The organism is Streptomyces violaceusniger Tu 4113 (genome assembly GCF_000147815.2).
Taxonomy (GTDB): Bacteria; Actinomycetota; Actinomycetes; order Streptomycetales; family Streptomycetaceae; genus Streptomyces; species Streptomyces violaceusniger_A.
Genome location: NC_015957.1, coordinates 5,803,372 through 5,821,055, shown reverse-complemented (window position 1 = coordinate 5,821,055; position 17,684 = coordinate 5,803,372). Strand labels below are relative to the sequence as shown.

Below are 17,684 nucleotides of genomic sequence, written 5' to 3'. Positions count from 1 at the left end.
CCCTGTGCGGTGGCACGAGGGCGTTAGCGTCTGTCGCTATGCGGTGGGCGGGCGTGATCAACAGTGTGACCAGGACCGTCGGCGGGCCGAAGGGCCGGTGGACGGCGGGGCCGGGGCGGCATCGGCGGTGGCTGGTGGTGGCCGCCGTCGTGGCGCTCCTCGTTCAGATGGCGGTCGCGATGGTCACCACGGCGGTGGAGCAGACGCCGACCATCGACGAGCCCGTGTACGTCGGCACGGCGGTGGACTCCCTGCACCATCACCGGGTGCGCTACAACCCCGAGCATCCACCGCTGGGCAAGCTCATCATCGAGGCGGGGGTGGCCCTCGCACGCCCGCACCTCGACGCCGCCTTCGCCGGTGACCAGACGGCGCTCGGGCGGCATGTGCTCTACGAATCGGGCAACGACCCCTGGCGGCTGATGCTGTGCGCACGGCTGCCGATGATCGCGCTGACGCTGCTGTTCGGGCTGGTGGTGTTCGCGTTCGCCCGTGAGCTGACCGGACCCGTGGGCGGGGCGGTGGCGCTCGCCCTGTACACCTTCTCGCCGGACATCATCGCGCACGGTTCCCTCGCCACGCTCGACGTACCGGCGGCCGGTTTTCTGCTGACGTCGGTCTGGCTGCTGTGGCGGGCGCGGCGGCGGCCACGGCGGTATCTTCCGCTCGCGGGGGTGGCGCTCGGGGCGGCCCTGGCCACGAAGATGAGCATGCTGGCGGCGGCGCCGGTGCTGCTGCTCCTGGCCGTGCTCTCGGTCTGGTACGCCCGCCGTACCCACGACCGCACACCGCGCGGCCATGCGCGGTCCGTCGGGATCGGGGTGGCGGCGGCGGTGGCCGTGGCGCTGATCGCGGTGGCCGTGGTGTGGGCCGCCTACTTCGTGGTCGACCCCCGACTGCGCTGGACGCCCACCGGGCCGGTGCCGGTCGTCCACGGGCTGCGCGGGCTCGCCGTCGACCTGCTGCCGCTCCCGGAGGCGTACCGCGACGGGATGCGTGTCCAGTTCGGCTTCGAGCACGACACCTGGCATGGCTTTCTGCTCGGCCGCCGCTACCTCGGGTCGCTCTGGTACTACCTGCCCGTCGCGCTGCTGGTGAAGACGCCCCTGGGCATGCTCGCGCTCTGGCTCGCCGGGACCGCCGTGATGCTGGTGGTGCCCCGGCTGCGGCCCGCCGCGCCGTATGTGCTGATCCCCGCGGCCGTGCTGCTGCTCGCCGCCCTGGACGGAGCCCGCAACCTCGGGGTGCGGTACGCCATCTTCCTGCCGATGTTCCTGGCGGTGGCGGCGGCCGGGCTGATGGCCGTGCGGCGGCGCTGGGCGTATGGGGCCACGCTGGCGCTGGTCCTGTTCGTCGCGGTCAGCTCGCTGCGGACGTATCCGTACTATCTGCCGTACTCCAACGAGGCATTCGGCGGCCCGTCCCGGACCCATCTGCGGCTGCATGACTCGAACGTCGACTGGGGGCAGGACCTGGGGCGGCTGGCCGACCGCCTCCGGGAGCGATACCGGGGCGAGCGGATCTGGCTCCTCTACAAGGGCAGCGGTGTGCCGTCCGCCTACGGCATCCACGCGTCGGACCCGCGACGGGTCCCCCCGGAGGAGGTGCGCGGGCTGCTGGTGGTCTCGGACTCCTCGATCGCCCAGGCCACCGGCCGGCTGGCGGCGCTGATCGACCGCGGTGAGCCGATCGACGAGGTCGGCCACTCGATCACCATCTACCGCCGCTGACCACCCCTGTCATGTCATGACATCTCTCACAGCGGGCGCCGTAGTGAAGAGGGCGTAGTGGCTCATACCGACTGGCCGACATAGTGGTTTTATCTTCCCTGTCGGAAATAGCCGGTTCCGCGCCCTCTCTGCCCCCGGTGCTCCGGGCCCGTTGTCCACTCGCCTGGTTGCCCGCGATTTCTGATGGGGCGTCGGCCCACCCGAGCACTCCCCGGAACCGGCTCAGCATGTCTCGCCGCTGATCGCAAGCGCCGTCCTCGCTACGAACCCTTGTAGTACGAACACGTGTGTTGCCCCGCGTGGCGACGGCTCCAAGAATGACGGGCCTCAACCGAGTGTGAGGTCACGTATGAGCAAGCACCGCAACAGCACGACGCACCGCCGCAAGATAGCCATCGCCACCCTCGCCTTGGCCGCCGTGGGCGTTCCCTCGGCCGCGATGGCACAGTCCGCCACCGCGGGCTCCTCCGCCGCCACTTCCGCGGCCGCCACCGACCAGCAGGAAGTGGTGGATCTCGTCAACAGCGAGCGCAGCAAGGCTGGTTGTAAGCCGCTGACCGTGAACGAGAAGCTGACCAAGGCCGCCCAGGACCACAGCGAGGACATGGCGGCCCACAGCAATATGTCGCACACCGGCTCCGACGGGTCCTCCCCGGGTGACCGGATCGAGCGCGCGGGCTACTCCTGGAGCACCTACGGAGAAAACGTGGCCTACGGCTACGAGTCGCCCAAGAGCGTCATGGAGGGCTGGATGTCCAGCCCCGGCCACAAGGCCAACATCCTGAACTGCGACTTCAAGGAGATCGGCGTCGGCGTGGCGCAGCCCGGCCACTACTGGACGCAGGACTTCGGCGCCGCCCGGTAGTTCATCCCTCCCGAGCCGGGTACAGCCGGCCCAGCCCCAGCGCCGCCGGTGGCGGCAGGGGGCGGGCCGGCTCGGCCCGCCCCGCCTCGAAGGACCGCAGAAGGTGCGCCACCAGCCGCCGGGACGCGGCCGGTGCGGTCGCCGCGTCGCCGATGACACCTCGGTTGGCCAGGAAGACGACGCTCAGATCGGACACGTCGAAGTCCTGGCGCAGCCGTCCCGCGGCCTTGGCGCGCCGGACCACCTCGGCGAAGCCGTCCTCGATGCGCAGCCGCTCCCGCTCGAAGCCGACCGCGTCGGGGAACGACGACAGGAACGCGTCGTTGAACCCCCGGTCGTGTGCCTGCGAGGCACACACCGACTCGATGGTCCGGCGGAAGCCCCGCCACGCGTCCTCGTCGGCCAGGGCGTCGTCGACGATCGCCGAACAGGCGGCGAACTCGTCCGAGAACACCGCCATGACCAGTGCCTCACGGGTGGGGAAGCGCCGGTAGAGCGTGGCCACCCCGACTCCGGCATGACGGGCGATGGTGGCCATCGGCACATCGATCCCGCGCGAGACGAACAGCGCCCGGGCCGTCTCGAGGATGCGCCGGCGATTGGACTCCGCGTCGGACCGCAACCCTGAGCCCTGGACGGCCGGATCCCCGGTGGCGGGCGCTATGTGAGAGACGCGGGAAGGCATGCTTCTCACCTTACGCCGACCCGGCGGTTCGACCCTTTATGCGCATTAGCGTGGCGGCAACCCCGATGTGCGAAAGGGACGATGAGGGCGATGAGTGAGATGCGCGCGGCACGGTACGACCGGTACGGACCTCCCGAGGTGCTGTACGAGGGCACGCTGCCCAAGCCGGTGGCCGGTCCGCGGGAAGTGCTGGTGCGGGTGCACGCCACGAGCGTGAACGGTGGCGAGCTCTCGGGCCGGGCGGGCAAGGCGAAGCTGGTGACCGGACGGAAGTTCCCCCAGGGCACCGGCGTCGACATCGCCGGGGAGATCGCCGAGGTGGGCTCCGCAGTGCGCCATCTCGCGGTGGGCGACCGGGTGTGGGGGGTGATGCCGCACTGGACGTTCGGGGCGGCCGCCGAGTACGTGGCCGTCCGGCCCCGTCAGCTCTCCTTCGCCCCCGACGGCATCGATCTGGTCCGGGCCGCGGCCCTGCCCGCCGTCGGCACCACGGCCATCACGGCGCTGCGCGACAAGATCGGTCTGCGGAGCGGCGAGCGGCTGCTGGTGCGTGGCGCGGCCGGCGGTGTCGGCAGCGTCGCCGTGCAGCTCGGACACGCGCTCGGCGCCCATGTCACCGCGCTCGCCGGGGCGAAGACGCTCGACCTGGTCCGGGAGCTCGGAGCCGATGAGGCGTATGACTACCGGACCACCGGCCCGGCCGCCCTCGGGCCCTTCGACGCGGTGCTGGACACGGTGGGCACCGAGCTTCGCGCCTACCGCGGGCTGCTGTCGCCCGGTGGGCGCATGGTGGCCATCGCCTACGACACCGACCGCCCGCTGTCCTCACTGGGCTCCGTTCTCCTCTCCACCGTGCACGGCTCACGGCGGGTGCGGATCTTCACCGGCGATCCCCTGCACCAGCTCTTCGCGGACCTTGCCGCGTATGTGGAGAAGGGGGCCATCCGGCCGGTCATCGACACCGTCCATCCGCTCTCCGGCGTGGGGGCGGCCCACCGCGCCATGGAAGCCGGCGGCGTCCGCGGCAAACACGTCATCCAGGTGATATGAGGCCATAAAACAGAGAAACGCCCCGGCTGCCTTGACGGCCGGGGCGTTTCTCAGCGTATATTGGGGATTTCCATGTGCTAATGAATTTATGGCATACGGAAACCTGATGAAGTCATCGTATCCCGGCGGGAGTCGAATTGTCAAACGAGGAATGGGGCCGTGAGCAAGAATTCCTTGATCTGCTCAACGGGCGCCTCGCCGAGCTCAGGGCACGAGCCGAGGAGTCGGTGACCGAAGCACTGTCCTTGGAGGGCACCACCTACCAGGCTCGGCTGGAGCGTGATGTGCTGGTGGCCGAGCGGTCCGGTCTGCTCGCCGCGTTCGAGTCGGGGGAGCGGGGGCTGTGTTTCGGCCGGCTGCTGTTCCGCGACGGCCGTGACCACCACATCGGCCGCATCGGCATCCGGCGCGATGACGCGGACCGCACCCCGCTGGTCATCGACTGGCGTGCCGATGTGGCGCGTCCGTTCTATCTCGCCACCGGGCACACTCCCATGGGGCTGCGTCGCAGGCGCCACATCACCACCGAGGGCCCCAGGGTCACCGGGTTGCACGACGAGATCCTGGATCTCGCGGACACCATACGGACCGGGCATGAGGGGTCCGACGCGGACGCCGTACTGCTCGCCGCCCTCGATGCCGCGCGCACCGGCCGGATGCACGACATCGTGCAGACCATCCAGGCCGAACAGGATCAGATCATCCGCGCCCCGCACCACGGCGTCCACGTCGTCGAGGGCGGCCCCGGCACCGGGAAGACCGTCGTCGCGCTGCACCGCGCCGCGTATCTGCTCTATGCGCAGCGGGAGTTGCTGGCCCGTCGCGCGGTGCTGATCGTCGGGCCCAACCCGGCGTTCCTCGGCTACATCGGAGAGGTGCTGCCCTCGCTCGGCGAGACGGGCGTGCTCCTCGCCACGCTCGGTGAGCTCTTCCCCGGGGTGACGGCCACCGGCACCGACACCCCCGAGGCCGCCGAGGTCAAGGGCCGCGCGGAAATGGCGGATGTCCTGGCCCGCTTCGTACGGGACCGGCAGACGCTGCCCGACCCCGCGATCGTGATCGACCACGACGACGGCGAACTGGTGCTGGACCGGGACATCGCGTCCGAGGCCGGCCACAAGGCCCGGGAGACCGGGCTGCCGCACAACCTCGCCCGTCCGCACTTCGCGTTCCGCATCATCGACGACCTCACCGATCAGCTCGTCGACCGGATCGGCGCGGACCCCTACGGCGGGCCCAACCTCCTCGGCGCGGACGACGTCGCCCAGCTCGGCAAGGCGATCGCGGTCAACCCCGAGGTGCACGCCGCCATCGAGCAACTGTGGCCGGCCCTCACCCCGCAGCAGCTCGTGGCCGACTTCCTCAGCGACCCCGTCCATCTCTCCGACGCCGACGCCGCCGCGATCCGCCGCGCCGACGGCGAGTGGACCCCCGCCGACGTCCCGCTGCTGGACGAGGTCGCCGAACTCCTCGGCCACGACGACTCGGCGGCCCGCGCCGCCGCGGAGGCCGAGCGCCAGGAGCGCATCGACTACGCCCAGGGCGTGCTCGACCTTTCCTACGGCTCCCGCACCCTGGAGTTCGAGGACCGCGACGACGAGGAGTCGGAGGTGCTGGCCGCCCATGACCTCATCGACGCCGAACGGCTGGCGGACCGGTCCGAGGAGCGCGACCACCGCAGCGCCGCCGAACGCGCCGCCGCCGACCGCACCTGGGCCTTCGGCCACATCATCGTGGACGAGGCCCAGGAGCTGTCCGTGATGGCGTGGCGGCTGCTGATGCGGCGCAGCCCGACCCGTTCGATGACACTGGTCGGCGACCCGGCGCAGACCGCGGAACCGGGCGGCTGCGGCTCCTGGTCCTCGATCCTGGAGCCGTACGTGGGCGACCGCTGGGAGCACACCCGGCTCGGCGTCAACTACCGCACCCCCACCGAGATCATGGAGATCGCGGCGCGGGTGGCCCGCACCGTCGACCCCGCCTTCCAGCCGCCGCGCTCGGTCCGCGCCACGGGGGTGCGGCCCTGGGCGGAGCACACCGGCGATCTGCCCGGCGCGGTGGCCGCCGCCGTGGCGCGGGAGACCCGCGCCGAGGGCCGTCTCGCGGTGATCGCCCCGGGAGACCGCCATGACGCGCTGTCAGCAGCCCTCCCGGAGGCGTCCACCGGCCGGTCGCCGGACCTGACCAGCGCGGTGGTGCTGCTCGGCCCCCGGCAGGCCAAGGGGCTGGAGTTCGACACGGTGATCGTGGCCGAGCCCGGGGAGTTCGGCACCAGCGACCTCTATGTGGCGCTCACCCGGGCCACCCAGCGGCTGGGCGTGGTACACACCGGGCCGCTGCCGGAGGGGCTGCGCGACCTGACCGATCCGTCCGAGCTGACGGACCCCTCCGACCCCTCCGATCTGGCAGGTCACGAGGGGTCCGACGGCTCCCCGGGGACGGTGATGTCGCGGAACTCCGCCCGGGCGTCCTCGGTGTAGGCGCCCACACTCCCCGCCGCGTACGGGCGTTCCCGGTCGGTGAAGCCCACCACCCGACGGTCGTCCACCGACACGGTCATCCGCGGACCTTGCTGCCGGACCCGTACGTCCGACCAGTCACCGACCCGGAAGGGTCGGGTGCCGGTGGCCGGGAACCGCTGCCCGCCCCGACCACCACGAGGACGACGGCCGGCACCAGCCCCCCGGCACGCCACCAGGCTGCGCCGCCGGTGGCGGGGGTGACGGGGGGTGTGGTCAACTGCCGTCGGTCATGACGGGCGTCGTGATGACGAGCAGTCCTCGCTGGATCCGCTGGTGCTCACCCGCAGCGCGCCGCCGGAGGTGTTGGCGCTGTCCGCGAGGCAGTAGCCGGACACGTTCTGGAGGATCACGTCCGCCGGGCTGTCGCTGCCGCGCTGTGCCGTGAAGCGGTTGAAGCGGAGCGCGGTCCCGGAGTTGGCGATGACCGCCGGACGGCCGTCGTTCTTGGCGAACTTGACCGAGCTGTCGTTGAACGTGATGTGGTCCGCGTTGTGCAGATACCAGCCGAAGGCGGGACGGGTGCCGATGCTCTTCGGGTTGTAGTCGCCGGAGTCGTTGCTGGGAACACCGGTGGACATGGTGCCGTTGCCGCCGGGCAGGGTGAGATTGACGTGGCTGAAGGTCACACCGCTGATGTGATTGCCACCGGACTCGCCCCAGAGCGTCGGGCTGAAGGAGGGGGTGTTACCGGCGCCGGTGATGTTGTCGTAGGTGATGTCGCTGATGTGGCCGACTCCCGGATTTCCCCCGCACCGTTTTCTCGTCCCGATCTTCTGCATGATGGGAGAGTGCACATTGGTCATGGTGATGTCGCGGTAGTGCACATCGGAGATGTTGGCGCCGTCCATCGAGACCATGCCGAGCCCGGACTTGTCCGCACCGGTGATGGTGATGCCCTGGAAGACGTAGTCCGTGAAGTCACCACAGGTTTCGGAGCCGAACATCAGGGCGTTGCAGCATTTCGCGGAGAGATGTGAATCGGTCACCCGCACATGGCCGTTGGGCAGCTTGGCGCCTAGGGCGTAGTCGCTCTTGAAGACGAGCGCGTCGTCATTGGCGGCGATATTGGCGTTGGTGACCGTGACATTGGTGGTGCTGATGATGTTCCAGCCGTCGCGGTCGCTCGCCGTGTCGATGGTGAGATGGTCCGAGGTCACGTTCTTGCAGCCGTTGATGAGGGCCGCGAAGTGGCCACCGCGCCGCAGGGTGATCCCGTCGAGGGTCAGCCCGTCGCAGCGGGTCAGAGAGATGATCTTGTCTGCCTCGCCGGAGTCGGGGTTTCCGGTGATGAGGTTGCCCGCGCCGTCGATGGTTCCCGAGCCGGTGAACCCGATGTCGGTGAGCTTGTCGCCGTAGAACATCGCGTTGTGGAAGTGGCTGTGGCCGTAGTCCTGGTAGTCGTCGTTCGGATTGGACTCGGCCTTGTCGTAGGTGTCCGCGCTCGAACCGAGAATGGTGGCCCCGGAGTCGAGCTGGATGGTCACCTCGCTCTTGAGGTGGACGGTGTTCTTGGACTTGTACTGTCCCGACGGGAAGCGGACGATCCCGCCCCCGGCGCTGTTGGCCGCCGTGATGGCCTTCTCGATGGCGGCGGAGTCATTGCTCGAACCGTCGGCCTTCGCGCCGTAGTCCATCACGCTGAACACCGGGGCCGCGGTGGCGGCCTCCTCTTGTGCGGGGGCGGCGGTCGCCTGGGGCACCTGCGATAACCCGAAGACGGCGGCGAGTGCGAGCGCCGCGCCTGCGGCGAGTCTCTTCATCTTTCGTTCTCCTTCTCCTGTGGAGCTGTGGAGATCCGACGTGTTGTTAGGTCTGGACCTATTTGACCTGCAGCGATCCCCTTGTTGGGGCGGTATTTCTCGATACGGGCCAGGAAAGGTAGGATCTCTCTCCTCTGTGGAAAGTAACAGGCGGATGCGAGCTGTCAATGGCCTCCGGCCGCCGATCACCTACGATCCCGCTGTGGCCCACTTCCGTATCCAGCGGCGCACCCCTCTGCCCGTCGGCGAGACCTGGCGACGGCTCACCGACTGGCCGCGCCACGGCGCCCATGTGCCGCTGAGCGGCGTCACCGTCCGTCCGGCGGGGCCGACCCGCGTGGGCACCATGGTCGTGGTGCGCACCGGCGTCGGCCGCGCCGGATTCGACGACCCCATGGAGGTCGTGCGCTGGGACCCACCCGCCGGTGACCTGCCCGCCGGTGACACTCCCGGCATCTGCAGGCTGGAGAAGCGCGGCTCGGTGGTCCTCGGATGGGCCGAGATCGAGGTGCGCCCCCGCGACGGCGGGTCCGAGGTGGTGTGGCGCGAGGAGGCGCGGCTACGGGGGCTGCCCCGGCTGTTCGACCCGCCCACGGTCTGGTCCGGCCGTCTGCTCTTCGGTCGTGTGATCGACGCGCTGCTCGAGGACTGACGGGCACGTCGGTCCGGCCTGGCGCCCGGCTCTCGAACCACCCGACCCGCACGGCAACTGACGACCGGCGACCGGCTCGATCATCCGCGCTCATCGCTGGGTAGGGATGCGCCGAGCCCCCGCCGGGGCCCGTACCGCGCACGGCACACCGCACGGCACCGCACCGCCCCCGAAGGCCACCGAACGCCACGGAGAAGATGTCCCATGCGCAGTCGCTCCAGCACCCTGGCCAGCCTCACGGTGTTGTTCGCCCTCCTCGCCCTGCTGCTGCCCGCCACCGCGGCCACCGCCACCGCGGCCACCGCCCCCGGGCCGCTGCCGCTCGTCACCCCGCACCCGCAGGAGATGTCCCGCATCGGGGCGGACGTCCATGTCCCCGCCCGTGTCCGCCTTGTCGTCGCGGACGGTGTGGACCGTCCGACACGTGACCTCGTCACCTCCGTGCTGCGCCGCGCGGGGGCTTCGCGGATCCAGGACGGTCCCGGGCCGAAGCTGACCGTGACCGTCGGCCGGATCACCGACGCACGGGTGGTGCGGGCGTTCCGGGCCGCCGGGGGCCGGGTGCCCGGCGAGCTTCCCGCCGAGGGCTACGCACTCGCCGCGGGACGCGCCTCGGTGGCGCTCGCGGGCGCCGACTCGGACGGGACGTATTACGCGGCGCAGACGCTGCGTCAGCTGGTATCCGGCCACCGGACGATCGCGTCCGTCTCTGTCGCGGACCATCCGCTGATGCCGCTGCGCGGGGTGATCGAGGGCTTCTACGGAAGCCCCTGGACCCAAGCCGAGCGCATGGACCAACTGGCGTTCTACGGGGACGTCAAGATGAACACCTACATCTACGCGCCGAAGGACGACCCCTACCACCGGGAGAAGTGGCGCGAGCCGTATCCCGCCGCCAAACTCGCCGAACTCGGCGAGCTCGTCCGGCAGGCCACCGACCACCATGTGCGGTTCACCTTCGCCGTCTCCCCGGGGAACTCCATCTGCTACAGCGACCCCGCCGACATTGCCGCGCTGGAGGCCAAGCTGGACGCGGTCTACGACCTCGGGGTGCGCAGCTTCTCCATGCCGCTGGACGACATCAGCTATACCCGCTGGAACTGCGAGGCCGACCGGGCCACTTACGGAGACCCCTCCTCGGAGGCGGCCGCCGAGGCGCAGTCCGACCTGCTCAACGCGGTGCAGAAGGAGTTCCTGGACGAGCGGGCGGACACCAGGCCGCTCCAGATGGTGCCGACCGAGTACGGGGATGTCACCGACACCCCGTACAAGCGCGTCCTGCGCGAGCGGCTGGACGCGCGGGTCGAGGTGATGTGGACCGGAACCGACGTGGTGCCGCCACGCATCACCGTCGCCGACGCGGAGCGGGCCGCGGCCGTATGGGGGCGGAAGGTCTTCGTCTGGGACAACTACCCGGTCAACGACTACGGCCAGGCCGAGGGCCGACTGCTGCTCGCTCCGTACGACGCCCGCGAGCCCGGCCTGCACCGGCAGCTCTCCGGCCTGGTCCTCAACCCGATGAACCAGGCCGCCGCCAGCAAGGTCGCCCTCTTCGGCGGGGCGGACTTCGCCTGGAACGACACCGGCTACGACGCCGACCGCACCTGGCGGGCCGCCGCCCGCTACCTCGCCGGGGACGGCTCCGGCGCGCGTCCGGACCGTACGGCCGCCACCGTTCGCTCTCTGCTGGCCTTCTTCGACACCCAGCATCTCGCGCCCACTTTCGGCGCCGAACCCTGGCAGCCGCAGGCCCCCGAACTCGCCGCCCGGCTCGACCGGTTCCGCACCGCCTGGGAGGCGGGGCACGAACGAACGGCCCTGCGGGATCTGCGCCCGTACGCCCGGCTGCTCGCCACCGCCCCGGAGCGCGTCCGGACCGGTGTCACCGACCCGGGATTCGTGGCGGACTCCGCGCCCTGGCTGGACGCGCTGTCGCTGTGGGGGAGCGCCTTCGAGCGCACCCTGGACGCGCTGGGCGCCCGTCTCGACGGCCACGAGGCCGAGGCCGCACAGTGGTTCGCCGAGGCGGCGTCGGACGCGAAGCGCGCCGGGGAGATCCGCACCATCCCGGGCGAGACCCGCCCCGAGGGGCCGGTGCGCATCGCCGACGGGGTGCTCGACACATTCATCGCCGAGGCGGCCGAGGCGGCCGAGACCGCCGAAGTCGCTGAGCCCTCTCAAACCGCCTGAGCTTCCGCAGTGTTGTATCCCCGCGAAGGTGGTGACGCTCGGATGGTTCTGCACTACCCTCCGTAGCATGGGGGTGCAGGGGGAAAGTACGGGGCGAGGGACCGCGGTGGTGATCGGCGGAGGTCTCGCCGGGATACTGGCCGCATGGGCGCTGCGTGGATATGCCGAGCGCATTGTCATAGTCGAGCGTGACCGCTATCCCGAGCGGCCCGCGTTCCGCTCGGGTGTTCCGCAAGGGCGCCACGCACACCTGCTGCTGGAGGCCGGGCATCGGGCGCTGGAAGCGCTGATGCCCGGTGTCCGCGAGGAGTTGACGGCCGCCGGTGCGGTGCGCGTCCCGATGTCGGGCGTGCGCTGGCTGGGCGCGGCCGGGTGGCTCGCGAAGTACGAGAGCGAGGTCGCGTTCCTCTCGTGCACCAGACCGCTGCTCGACCATACGGTGCTGCGCCGGGTGCGCGGCGAGCCCACGGTGCGCTGGCTGGAGAACACGGACGTCGTCGGCCTCCTCGGCGCGCCGGGTGAGGTGACGGGCGCTCAGGTCCGGGCGCGGGGCGACGCCCGCGCCGAGGTGCGCGAGGTGCGCGCGGAGCTGGTGGTCGACGCCTCCGGGCGCACCTCCGCGCTCCCCTCCTGGCTGGCCCGGCTGGGCTGCCCGCCCGCCCCCGAGGAGCGCGTCGACGCGGGCGTGTCGTACGCCAGCCGGCTCTACCACCGCCCCGCCGGACCGGATCCGGGCTTCGCCGCGCTCTATCTGCAGACCAAGGCCCCGGACGCGCCGAGGCTCGGCGTGGCGCTGCCGGTGGAGGACGGCCGGTGGATCGCCAGCCTCGGCAGCATGCGCGGAGCGCAGGCCGAGCCCGGTGCGGCCGGTTTCGACCGGCAGTTAGGTCTGCTGCGGGACCCGAGCCTGCGCGAGCTGCTGGCCCGGGCCGAGCCCGCCGGTTCGGTCCGCGGCTTCTGGCCCGGCCCCGGTGTGCGGCGTCACTACGAGCGCCGGGCGCCGCGCGGCCTGGTGGTCATCGGCGACGCCGTGTGCACCTTCAACCCGGTCTACGGCCAGGGCATCACCGTGGCCGCGCTCGGCACCCGTGCCCTGCGGGCCGCCGCCGAGCGCCACGGCGGCATCGGCCACCGTACGGCGGACACCGCCCGTAAGGGCATCGCGGCCGCCACGAACACCGCCTGGATGCTGTCCTCCAGCGAGGACGTGCGCTTCCCCACCACCACGGGCGGCCCCGCCGGAGTGTCGGTGCGGGCTCAGCACCGCTACCTGGACCGGGTCATGCGGCGTGCCACCGTCGACCCACGGGTCTGCAAGGCCCTGCACGAGGTGATGTCGATGGCCGCCGCCCCCACCGCGCTGATGCGACCCGCCGTCCTGGGAGCGGTGCTGCGCGGAGGAGGGAGCGGCCGACCCACATCCCCCTAGTGATCCTCGTGGCAGCCGGACGGTGCCGGTGGACCGTCCTAGCATCGACAGCATCCGGGTGTTGAGGCCACCCGCACCCCTGCCCCGACGACACGTCAACGGACCGTCCATACGGCCCCATCAGGAGCACAGCGTGCGAGCGACTTTTGCGGATTTCACCATCGATCCGCCTCGATTCGGCAATGGCACGGCCCGCTACGAGCGATGCCATCCCGACCGTGACCGCCTCGCGATCGGCGCGGGCGGACGGGGCGAGCTCGACTTCGCGCTGGACGACGACGAACTGCCGGAACAGCTCACGCTGACCCTGATCGCGCGGGTCTCACCGCTGGGTGAATCACTAGGATGCGCGCCGATCGACATCACCGTCAACGGGCATGCGGTGATCAAGCAGTTCACCGTGCCCGGCGGCGCCCGCCCCCGGGAGGTGGCCTTCGCAGTCCCCGGTGAGGCGCTGGTGGCGGGCACGAACACGCTGTGTGTCCGCGGCTGCGCCGAGGCGCGCGGCCTGCTCTGGCTGTACCGCATCACCGTAGAGCCCTCCCGTATCTGCGCCCGTATCCACCTCATGACGGAGGAGCAGCCTGCCGAGGCGGCGGTGTGCGTCTACCGCACCGAGTGGCGCGCCCCGGGCTCCGCCGAATGGCGGCCCGCCCCGCGGCTGCTGGTCCATCTCGACCGGGGCGAGGGCTCGCTCCCCGCTCGCCTCGCCTGGCGCGGGCAGGACGGCGCGGAGGCGTCGATCGGCTTCCAGCCGGCGATGACGGAGTTCTACGGACACCGCCGGGCCGCCGACGGCACGCTCACCGAGTACCGGGGGGCGCTGGAGGGCCGCTCGGCCCTCCAGGACAGCGCGTTGGAAGAGGTGATGCACCGCTTCCGTACGGAGGAGGGCGGTGCGGCCGGGGGCGGCCGCCACCTCCGCCAGGAGCTGCGGCTGCTGATCGAGGACGGGGGGCCGCCCGTCGAGCGGGTGATGTGGGGCGACCCGTCGGGCCACTCGAGCACGGTGTCGCTGCTCGCCGCCGAGCCCGGTCCGGAGGCCGAGGTGACCGACCTGGTCACCAGGATCCGGGCGCACGGCGAGTTCACCGAGGCGGGCGAGGTCGCGGAGAACCTGCTGCACGACTCATGGCACAAGTGGCTGGGCCATGGGGGCCGCGGCTGGCTGGAGTTCACCCTGCGGCGGCCCGTCGCCGTCGGCCACTACGTCCTGACCTCGGCGAACGACGTCCCGGGCCGCGACCCCAGGGACTGGACCCTCAAGGGTTCGAACGACGGGGAGCACTGGGTGGACCTCGACTCCCGCGTCGAGGAGAGCTTCGCGCATCGCCATCAGCCCCGGGGATTCACCTTCCCCGCCCACGCGGCCTACGGCCACTACCGCCTGGAGATCACCCGGAACGCGGGGGAGGACCATGTCCAGCTCTCCCAGGTCCGGTTCTTCACCTCCGCCCCCCAGCCGAAGGGCTTCATCGGCCACTACCAGCGAGCGGGCGAGGCGCCGACCGGATACCGCGGCACATCGCTGTCGGCCACCGCGGAGCCGGAGTCGGCTAAGGCGCTGCCGCGGACCGTCGAGCAGTGGCGGTCCTATCTGGCGGAGTACAGCGCGGCCATCCTGCGGGTGGCCGACGACGAGGACCTGAGCGGGGTCGGCGACGATCAGCGGGCGGCCGGCTGGCTCGGGTTCGAGGGCGCGGACGAGGACAGCGTCCACGCCCTGGAGGAGCGGCTCGGCACCCGGCTCCCGCCGAGCTACCGGGCCTTTCTGGGGGCCTCCGACGGCTGGCTGAACATCAGCCCGTTCATGTGGCGGATGCGGACGGCCAAGACCGTCGGCTGGCTCCGCGAGGCCGACCCCGAGACCTGGAGCGTCATCCGCGGCGGCGAGGGCGAGGACTGGGACGACACCGCGTTCATGGACCGGGCGCTGCTGGTCTCCGAGGAGGGCGACGCCCAGCACTGGCTGCTGGACCCCGCCGATGTGTCCGAGGACGGGGAATGGGCCGCGTACATCTGGGCGAGCTGGTATCCGGCCCTGGGCGACCGGCACGCCTCGTTCGCCGAGCTGGTCGCCGAGGAGCGCACCGGATTCGAGGACCAGGCGGCCCTGGAGATCCGCATGGCGCGCCCCGGGAGCGCCGGGGAGCTGGTGGCCGAGGGCCGGGCACAGGCCCTGCGGGGCGAGGTGCGAAGGGCGATGGCCACCTTCGAGCAGGCCGCGGTCAAGGGCTCGGGCGCCGGCGCGTATCTGGGGATCATCCTGGGGGCGTTCCTCGACATCAGCGTGGCCCACCACTGGATCCGCAACCGCGTCCTCGGGGACCCGCATGTGATCGAGGTGATCGGCATGGAACAGATACGGGCCGAGGCCGCCCCGCTCTATCTGCGCTGTGCGGCCGAGGAATGGACCGGCACCCCCGGTGGCTATGTCTCGGCCCTCGGCGACATCCTGCCGCGGCTCCCGGACGGCGTGGACGGTGTCGTGGGCGCGGGCGGTGTGTCCGCGGGGGGCGCCGCCACCGAGGGCGACGACACCGCCGCCTGGGTGGCCAGGGCCGCCGCCTTCGTCCCGCCGGCCCTGCCCGAATCCCGCACCTTCCAGCAGGCGCTGGACCTGGCCAGGGCGCTGGCCGACCGCGGCGCCATCGACCAGTCCTGGGCCGTGATCGAGGCCGCCCTGCCCCACTGGCACTCCGACTCCCCGCACCGCATCGCCCCGGTCGTGCTCCTCACCGATCCGGCCTTCCGCGAGGTGATCACCCCGGCCCGGGCCCGTCGCGTCGTCACCACGCCCCGGGGAGAGTTCCGCGAGTAGGCCCCTTCCCTTCTACGGCCTGCCCTCCTATGGCCCGCTCTCCTAGAGCCTGCTTTCCTATGGCCTGCCGTCCGTCGCCGGAAGGCCGTCCAGGAGGGTGCCGAGCGCGGCCGTCACCAGCGCGCACACCTCGTCCGGGTCCGCGTCGGCCAGCGGCTCCTTGCCCACCAGCACCCGCATCATCCCTATGCCGAGCAACCAGGACAGCGCCAGGTCCGCCCGCAGCTCATGGTTGTCGGCGCTGGACAGGGAGGCCAGCACCCGTGCGTAGTCGTCGCTGATGGCGCGCACGGCCGTACCGATCTCGTCACCGCTGTCCACCGAGCGCAGCAGCGTCGCCAGCGCGCGGGTGCCCGGTTCCTTCGCGCCGTGGCCCAGCAGCCCGCGCAGGGCGGTCTCCGGCAGCTCATGGGGTGGGGTGGTGCGCAACTGTTCCTCCCCGTTGTGCGCGATCACCTCGCCGAACAGCGCTCTCTTCGAGCCGAAATAGCGGAACAGCAGCGCCTGGTTGACCCCGGCGCGATCGGCGATGTCCCGCACCGTCGCCCGTTCATAGCCCCGCTCGGCGAACAGCGCCGCCGCGGCCTCCATCAGCCGCCGACGTGTGTTCCGCGCGTCCCGCCGCTGTCCCTCGGACACGGTCGTCCCCATCACGACACACCCCTCTCGTCAGCTTGCGGCGATGTACCCGTCGGGCCGTCAGATCAACGGCGCAAAGGGGCCGTTGACCGTACCAGCCGACGGCTCCTACGTTTGTAAGCACATGCTTACGCAAGGGAGGTCACGGTGACCACAGCGGAGACGACACCCCTCACCTATCCCTTCAACTCCTCCGACGGGCTGGCGCTCAGCGAGGCGTACGAACAGGCCAGGAACCGCACGGGATTACTCCGGGTGCGCTTGCCCTACGGCGAGCCCGCCTGGCTGGTCACGCGGTACGCAGACGCCCGGCTGGTGCTCGGCGACCGGCGGTTCAGCCGTGCGGAGGCGCTCCACCACGACGAGCCACGGCAGTCCGAGGGCCGGCGCGACAGCGGCATCCTGACCATGGACCCGCCCGACCACACCCGGCTGCGCACCCTCGTCGCCAAGGCGTTCACCGTCCACCAGGTGGAGAAACTCCGCCCCTGGGTCCGGCGGTTGACCCATGACCTGCTCGACGACCTGGAGACGGCGGGGCCACCGGCCGATCTCGTGGACCGCTATGCCCTGCCCATTCCGGTCGGGGTCATCTGCGCCATGCTCGGCGTCCCGGAGGAGGACCGGCCGAGGTTCCGGACCTGGAGCGACGCCGCGCTGTCCACCAGCTCGCTGAGCGCCGAGGAGTCCGCCCGCAACACCGATGAGCTGCGCGCCTATATGGCCGGGCTGATCGAGGCCCATCGCAGCAGCCCCCGGGACGACATCATGACCTCGCTGATCGAGGCGAGGGACGCGGGCGACCGACTGTCCGAGCTAGAACTCGTCGATCTGTGCGTGGCCATCCTGGTGGCCGGGCACGAGACCACGGCCACCCAGATCCCCAACTTCGTACTGACGCTGCTGGAGCACCCGGACGAGCTGCGGCGGCTGCGCGAGAACCCCGATCTGCTGAACGGTGCCGTCGAGGAGCTGCTGCGCTTCGTCCCGCTGGGCATGGGGGCCTCCCAGGCCCGCTACGCCACCGAGGACGTCGAGGTGGGCGGCACCCTGGTGCGCACCGGGGAGCCCGTGCTGGTCGCGGTCGGCTCGGCCAACCGCGACGCGCTGCGTTTCGACGAGCCGGGCATCCTGAACGTCGCCCGCCCCGCCGCCCAGCACCTCGGCTTCGGCCACGGTGTGCACCACTGCCTGGGCGCGCCGCTGGCCCGTCTGGAGCTCCAGGAGGCGCTCGGGGCGCTGATCACCCGCTTCCCGGAGCTGCGGGCGGCCGGGGATGTGGAGTGGAAGGGCCAGATGCTGGTCCGCGGGCCCCGTGTCATGCCGATCGCGTGGTGAGCG

General features: G+C 71.3%; 14 protein-coding genes. 9 read left to right on the top strand and 5 right to left on the bottom strand.

Going from position 1 to position 17,684, the window contains the following annotated elements; translation table 11 throughout:
- The first annotated feature begins 38 nt into the window (after positions 1-38).
- Together STRVI_RS24065 and STRVI_RS24060 are read left to right on the top strand one after the other, a co-directional pair.
- Positions 39-1,730, top strand: coding sequence for a phospholipid carrier-dependent glycosyltransferase (locus tag STRVI_RS24065; protein WP_014058232.1), 1,692 nt, complete (start codon positions 39-41; stop codon positions 1,728-1,730).
- 349 nt (positions 1,731-2,079) lie between these two features.
- Positions 2,080-2,595: a CAP domain-containing protein gene (locus tag STRVI_RS24060; protein WP_014058231.1), complete on the top strand. Its 516-nt coding sequence runs from the start codon at positions 2,080-2,082 to the stop codon at positions 2,593-2,595.
- A 1-nt stretch (position 2,596) separates the two neighbouring features.
- On the opposite strand, the gene STRVI_RS24055 is transcribed toward STRVI_RS24060, so the two are convergent.
- Positions 2,597-3,280, bottom strand: a complete 684-nt coding sequence (locus tag STRVI_RS24055; RefSeq protein WP_014058230.1) for a TetR/AcrR family transcriptional regulator — start codon at positions 3,278-3,280, stop codon at positions 2,597-2,599.
- Positions 3,281-3,370: 90 nt separating this feature from the next.
- Here STRVI_RS24055 and STRVI_RS24050 point away from each other — a divergent pair, with 90 nt between their 5' ends.
- Together STRVI_RS24050 and STRVI_RS24045 are read left to right on the top strand one after the other, a co-directional pair.
- Positions 3,371-4,330, top strand: coding sequence for an NAD(P)-dependent alcohol dehydrogenase (locus tag STRVI_RS24050; protein ID WP_043236456.1), 960 nt, complete (start codon positions 3,371-3,373; stop codon positions 4,328-4,330).
- A 137-nt stretch (positions 4,331-4,467) separates the two neighbouring features.
- Entirely contained in the window at positions 4,468-6,810 is a 2,343-nt protein-coding gene (locus tag STRVI_RS24045; protein ID WP_014058228.1) for a HelD family protein, read from the top strand.
- Here STRVI_RS24045 and STRVI_RS48410 read toward each other — a convergent pair.
- Positions 6,741-7,025: a family 16 glycoside hydrolase gene (locus tag STRVI_RS48410; protein ID WP_251982727.1), complete on the bottom strand. Its 285-nt coding sequence runs from the start codon at positions 7,023-7,025 to the stop codon at positions 6,741-6,743. The two genes, STRVI_RS24045 and STRVI_RS48410, sit on opposite strands and share 70 nt — an antisense overlap.
- A gap of 54 nt (positions 7,026-7,079) precedes the next feature.
- Positions 7,080-8,612, bottom strand: coding sequence for a glycoside hydrolase family 28 protein (locus STRVI_RS24040; RefSeq protein WP_014058227.1), 1,533 nt, complete (start codon positions 8,610-8,612; stop codon positions 7,080-7,082).
- Between the two features lie 202 nt (positions 8,613-8,814).
- On the opposite strand from STRVI_RS24040, the gene STRVI_RS24035 reads away from it, so the two are divergent.
- Complete coding sequence (locus STRVI_RS24035; RefSeq protein WP_043239637.1) at positions 8,815-9,264, top strand: Immediate-early protein 2; 450 nt, start codon at positions 8,815-8,817, stop codon at positions 9,262-9,264.
- Positions 9,265-9,344: 80 nt separating this feature from the next.
- On the opposite strand, the gene STRVI_RS56055 is transcribed toward STRVI_RS24035, so the two are convergent.
- Entirely contained in the window at positions 9,345-9,566 is a 222-nt protein-coding gene (locus tag STRVI_RS56055; RefSeq protein ID WP_353477044.1) for a hypothetical protein, read from the bottom strand.
- Here STRVI_RS56055 and STRVI_RS24030 point away from each other — a divergent pair.
- The 3 genes from STRVI_RS24030 to STRVI_RS24020 all read left to right on the top strand — a co-directional run bounded on the left by STRVI_RS24030 (position 9,469) and on the right by STRVI_RS24020 (position 15,704).
- Positions 9,469-11,454, top strand: coding sequence for a beta-N-acetylhexosaminidase family protein (locus STRVI_RS24030; RefSeq protein ID WP_014058225.1), 1,986 nt, complete (start codon positions 9,469-9,471; stop codon positions 11,452-11,454). The two genes, STRVI_RS56055 and STRVI_RS24030, sit on opposite strands and share 98 nt — an antisense overlap.
- A gap of 109 nt (positions 11,455-11,563) precedes the next feature.
- Entirely contained in the window at positions 11,564-12,883 is a 1,320-nt protein-coding gene (locus STRVI_RS24025; protein ID WP_251982726.1) for an NAD(P)/FAD-dependent oxidoreductase, read from the top strand.
- 133 nt (positions 12,884-13,016) lie between these two features.
- Positions 13,017-15,704, top strand: coding sequence for an SMI1/KNR4 family protein (locus tag STRVI_RS24020; protein WP_014058223.1), 2,688 nt, complete (start codon positions 13,017-13,019; stop codon positions 15,702-15,704).
- 57 nt (positions 15,705-15,761) lie between these two features.
- On the opposite strand, the gene STRVI_RS24015 is transcribed toward STRVI_RS24020, so the two are convergent.
- Positions 15,762-16,355 carry a TetR/AcrR family transcriptional regulator gene (locus tag STRVI_RS24015; RefSeq protein WP_014058222.1) on the bottom strand — a complete coding sequence of 198 codons (594 nt, stop codon included), beginning with the start codon at positions 16,353-16,355 and terminating at the stop codon, positions 15,762-15,764.
- A gap of 135 nt (positions 16,356-16,490) precedes the next feature.
- Between STRVI_RS24015 and STRVI_RS24010 the strand changes: the two genes are divergently transcribed.
- Positions 16,491-17,681 carry a cytochrome P450 gene (locus STRVI_RS24010; RefSeq protein ID WP_014058221.1) on the top strand — a complete coding sequence of 397 codons (1,191 nt, stop codon included), beginning with the start codon at positions 16,491-16,493 and terminating at the stop codon, positions 17,679-17,681.
- Positions 17,682-17,684: the final 3 nt, after the last annotated feature.

What these genes read in the sequence shown, in the direction of transcription:
- STRVI_RS24040 (WP_014058227.1), bottom strand. Translation starts at nt 8,612, where the DNA reads ATGAAGAGACTCGCCGCAGGCGCGGCGCTCGCACTCGCCGCCGTCTTC.
- STRVI_RS24060 (WP_014058231.1), top strand. Translation starts at nt 2,080, where the DNA reads ATGAGCAAGCACCGCAACAGCACGACGCACCGCCGCAAGATAGCCATC.
- STRVI_RS24050 (WP_043236456.1), top strand. Translation starts at nt 3,371, where the DNA reads ATGAGTGAGATGCGCGCGGCACGGTACGACCGGTACGGACCTCCCGAG.
- STRVI_RS24015 (WP_014058222.1), bottom strand. Translation starts at nt 16,355, where the DNA reads ATGGGGACGACCGTGTCCGAGGGACAGCGGCGGGACGCGCGGAACACA.
- STRVI_RS24030 (WP_014058225.1), top strand. Translation starts at nt 9,469, where the DNA reads ATGCGCAGTCGCTCCAGCACCCTGGCCAGCCTCACGGTGTTGTTCGCC.
- STRVI_RS24065 (WP_014058232.1), top strand. Translation starts at nt 39, where the DNA reads ATGCGGTGGGCGGGCGTGATCAACAGTGTGACCAGGACCGTCGGCGGG.
- STRVI_RS24055 (WP_014058230.1), bottom strand. Translation starts at nt 3,280, where the DNA reads ATGCCTTCCCGCGTCTCTCACATAGCGCCCGCCACCGGGGATCCGGCC.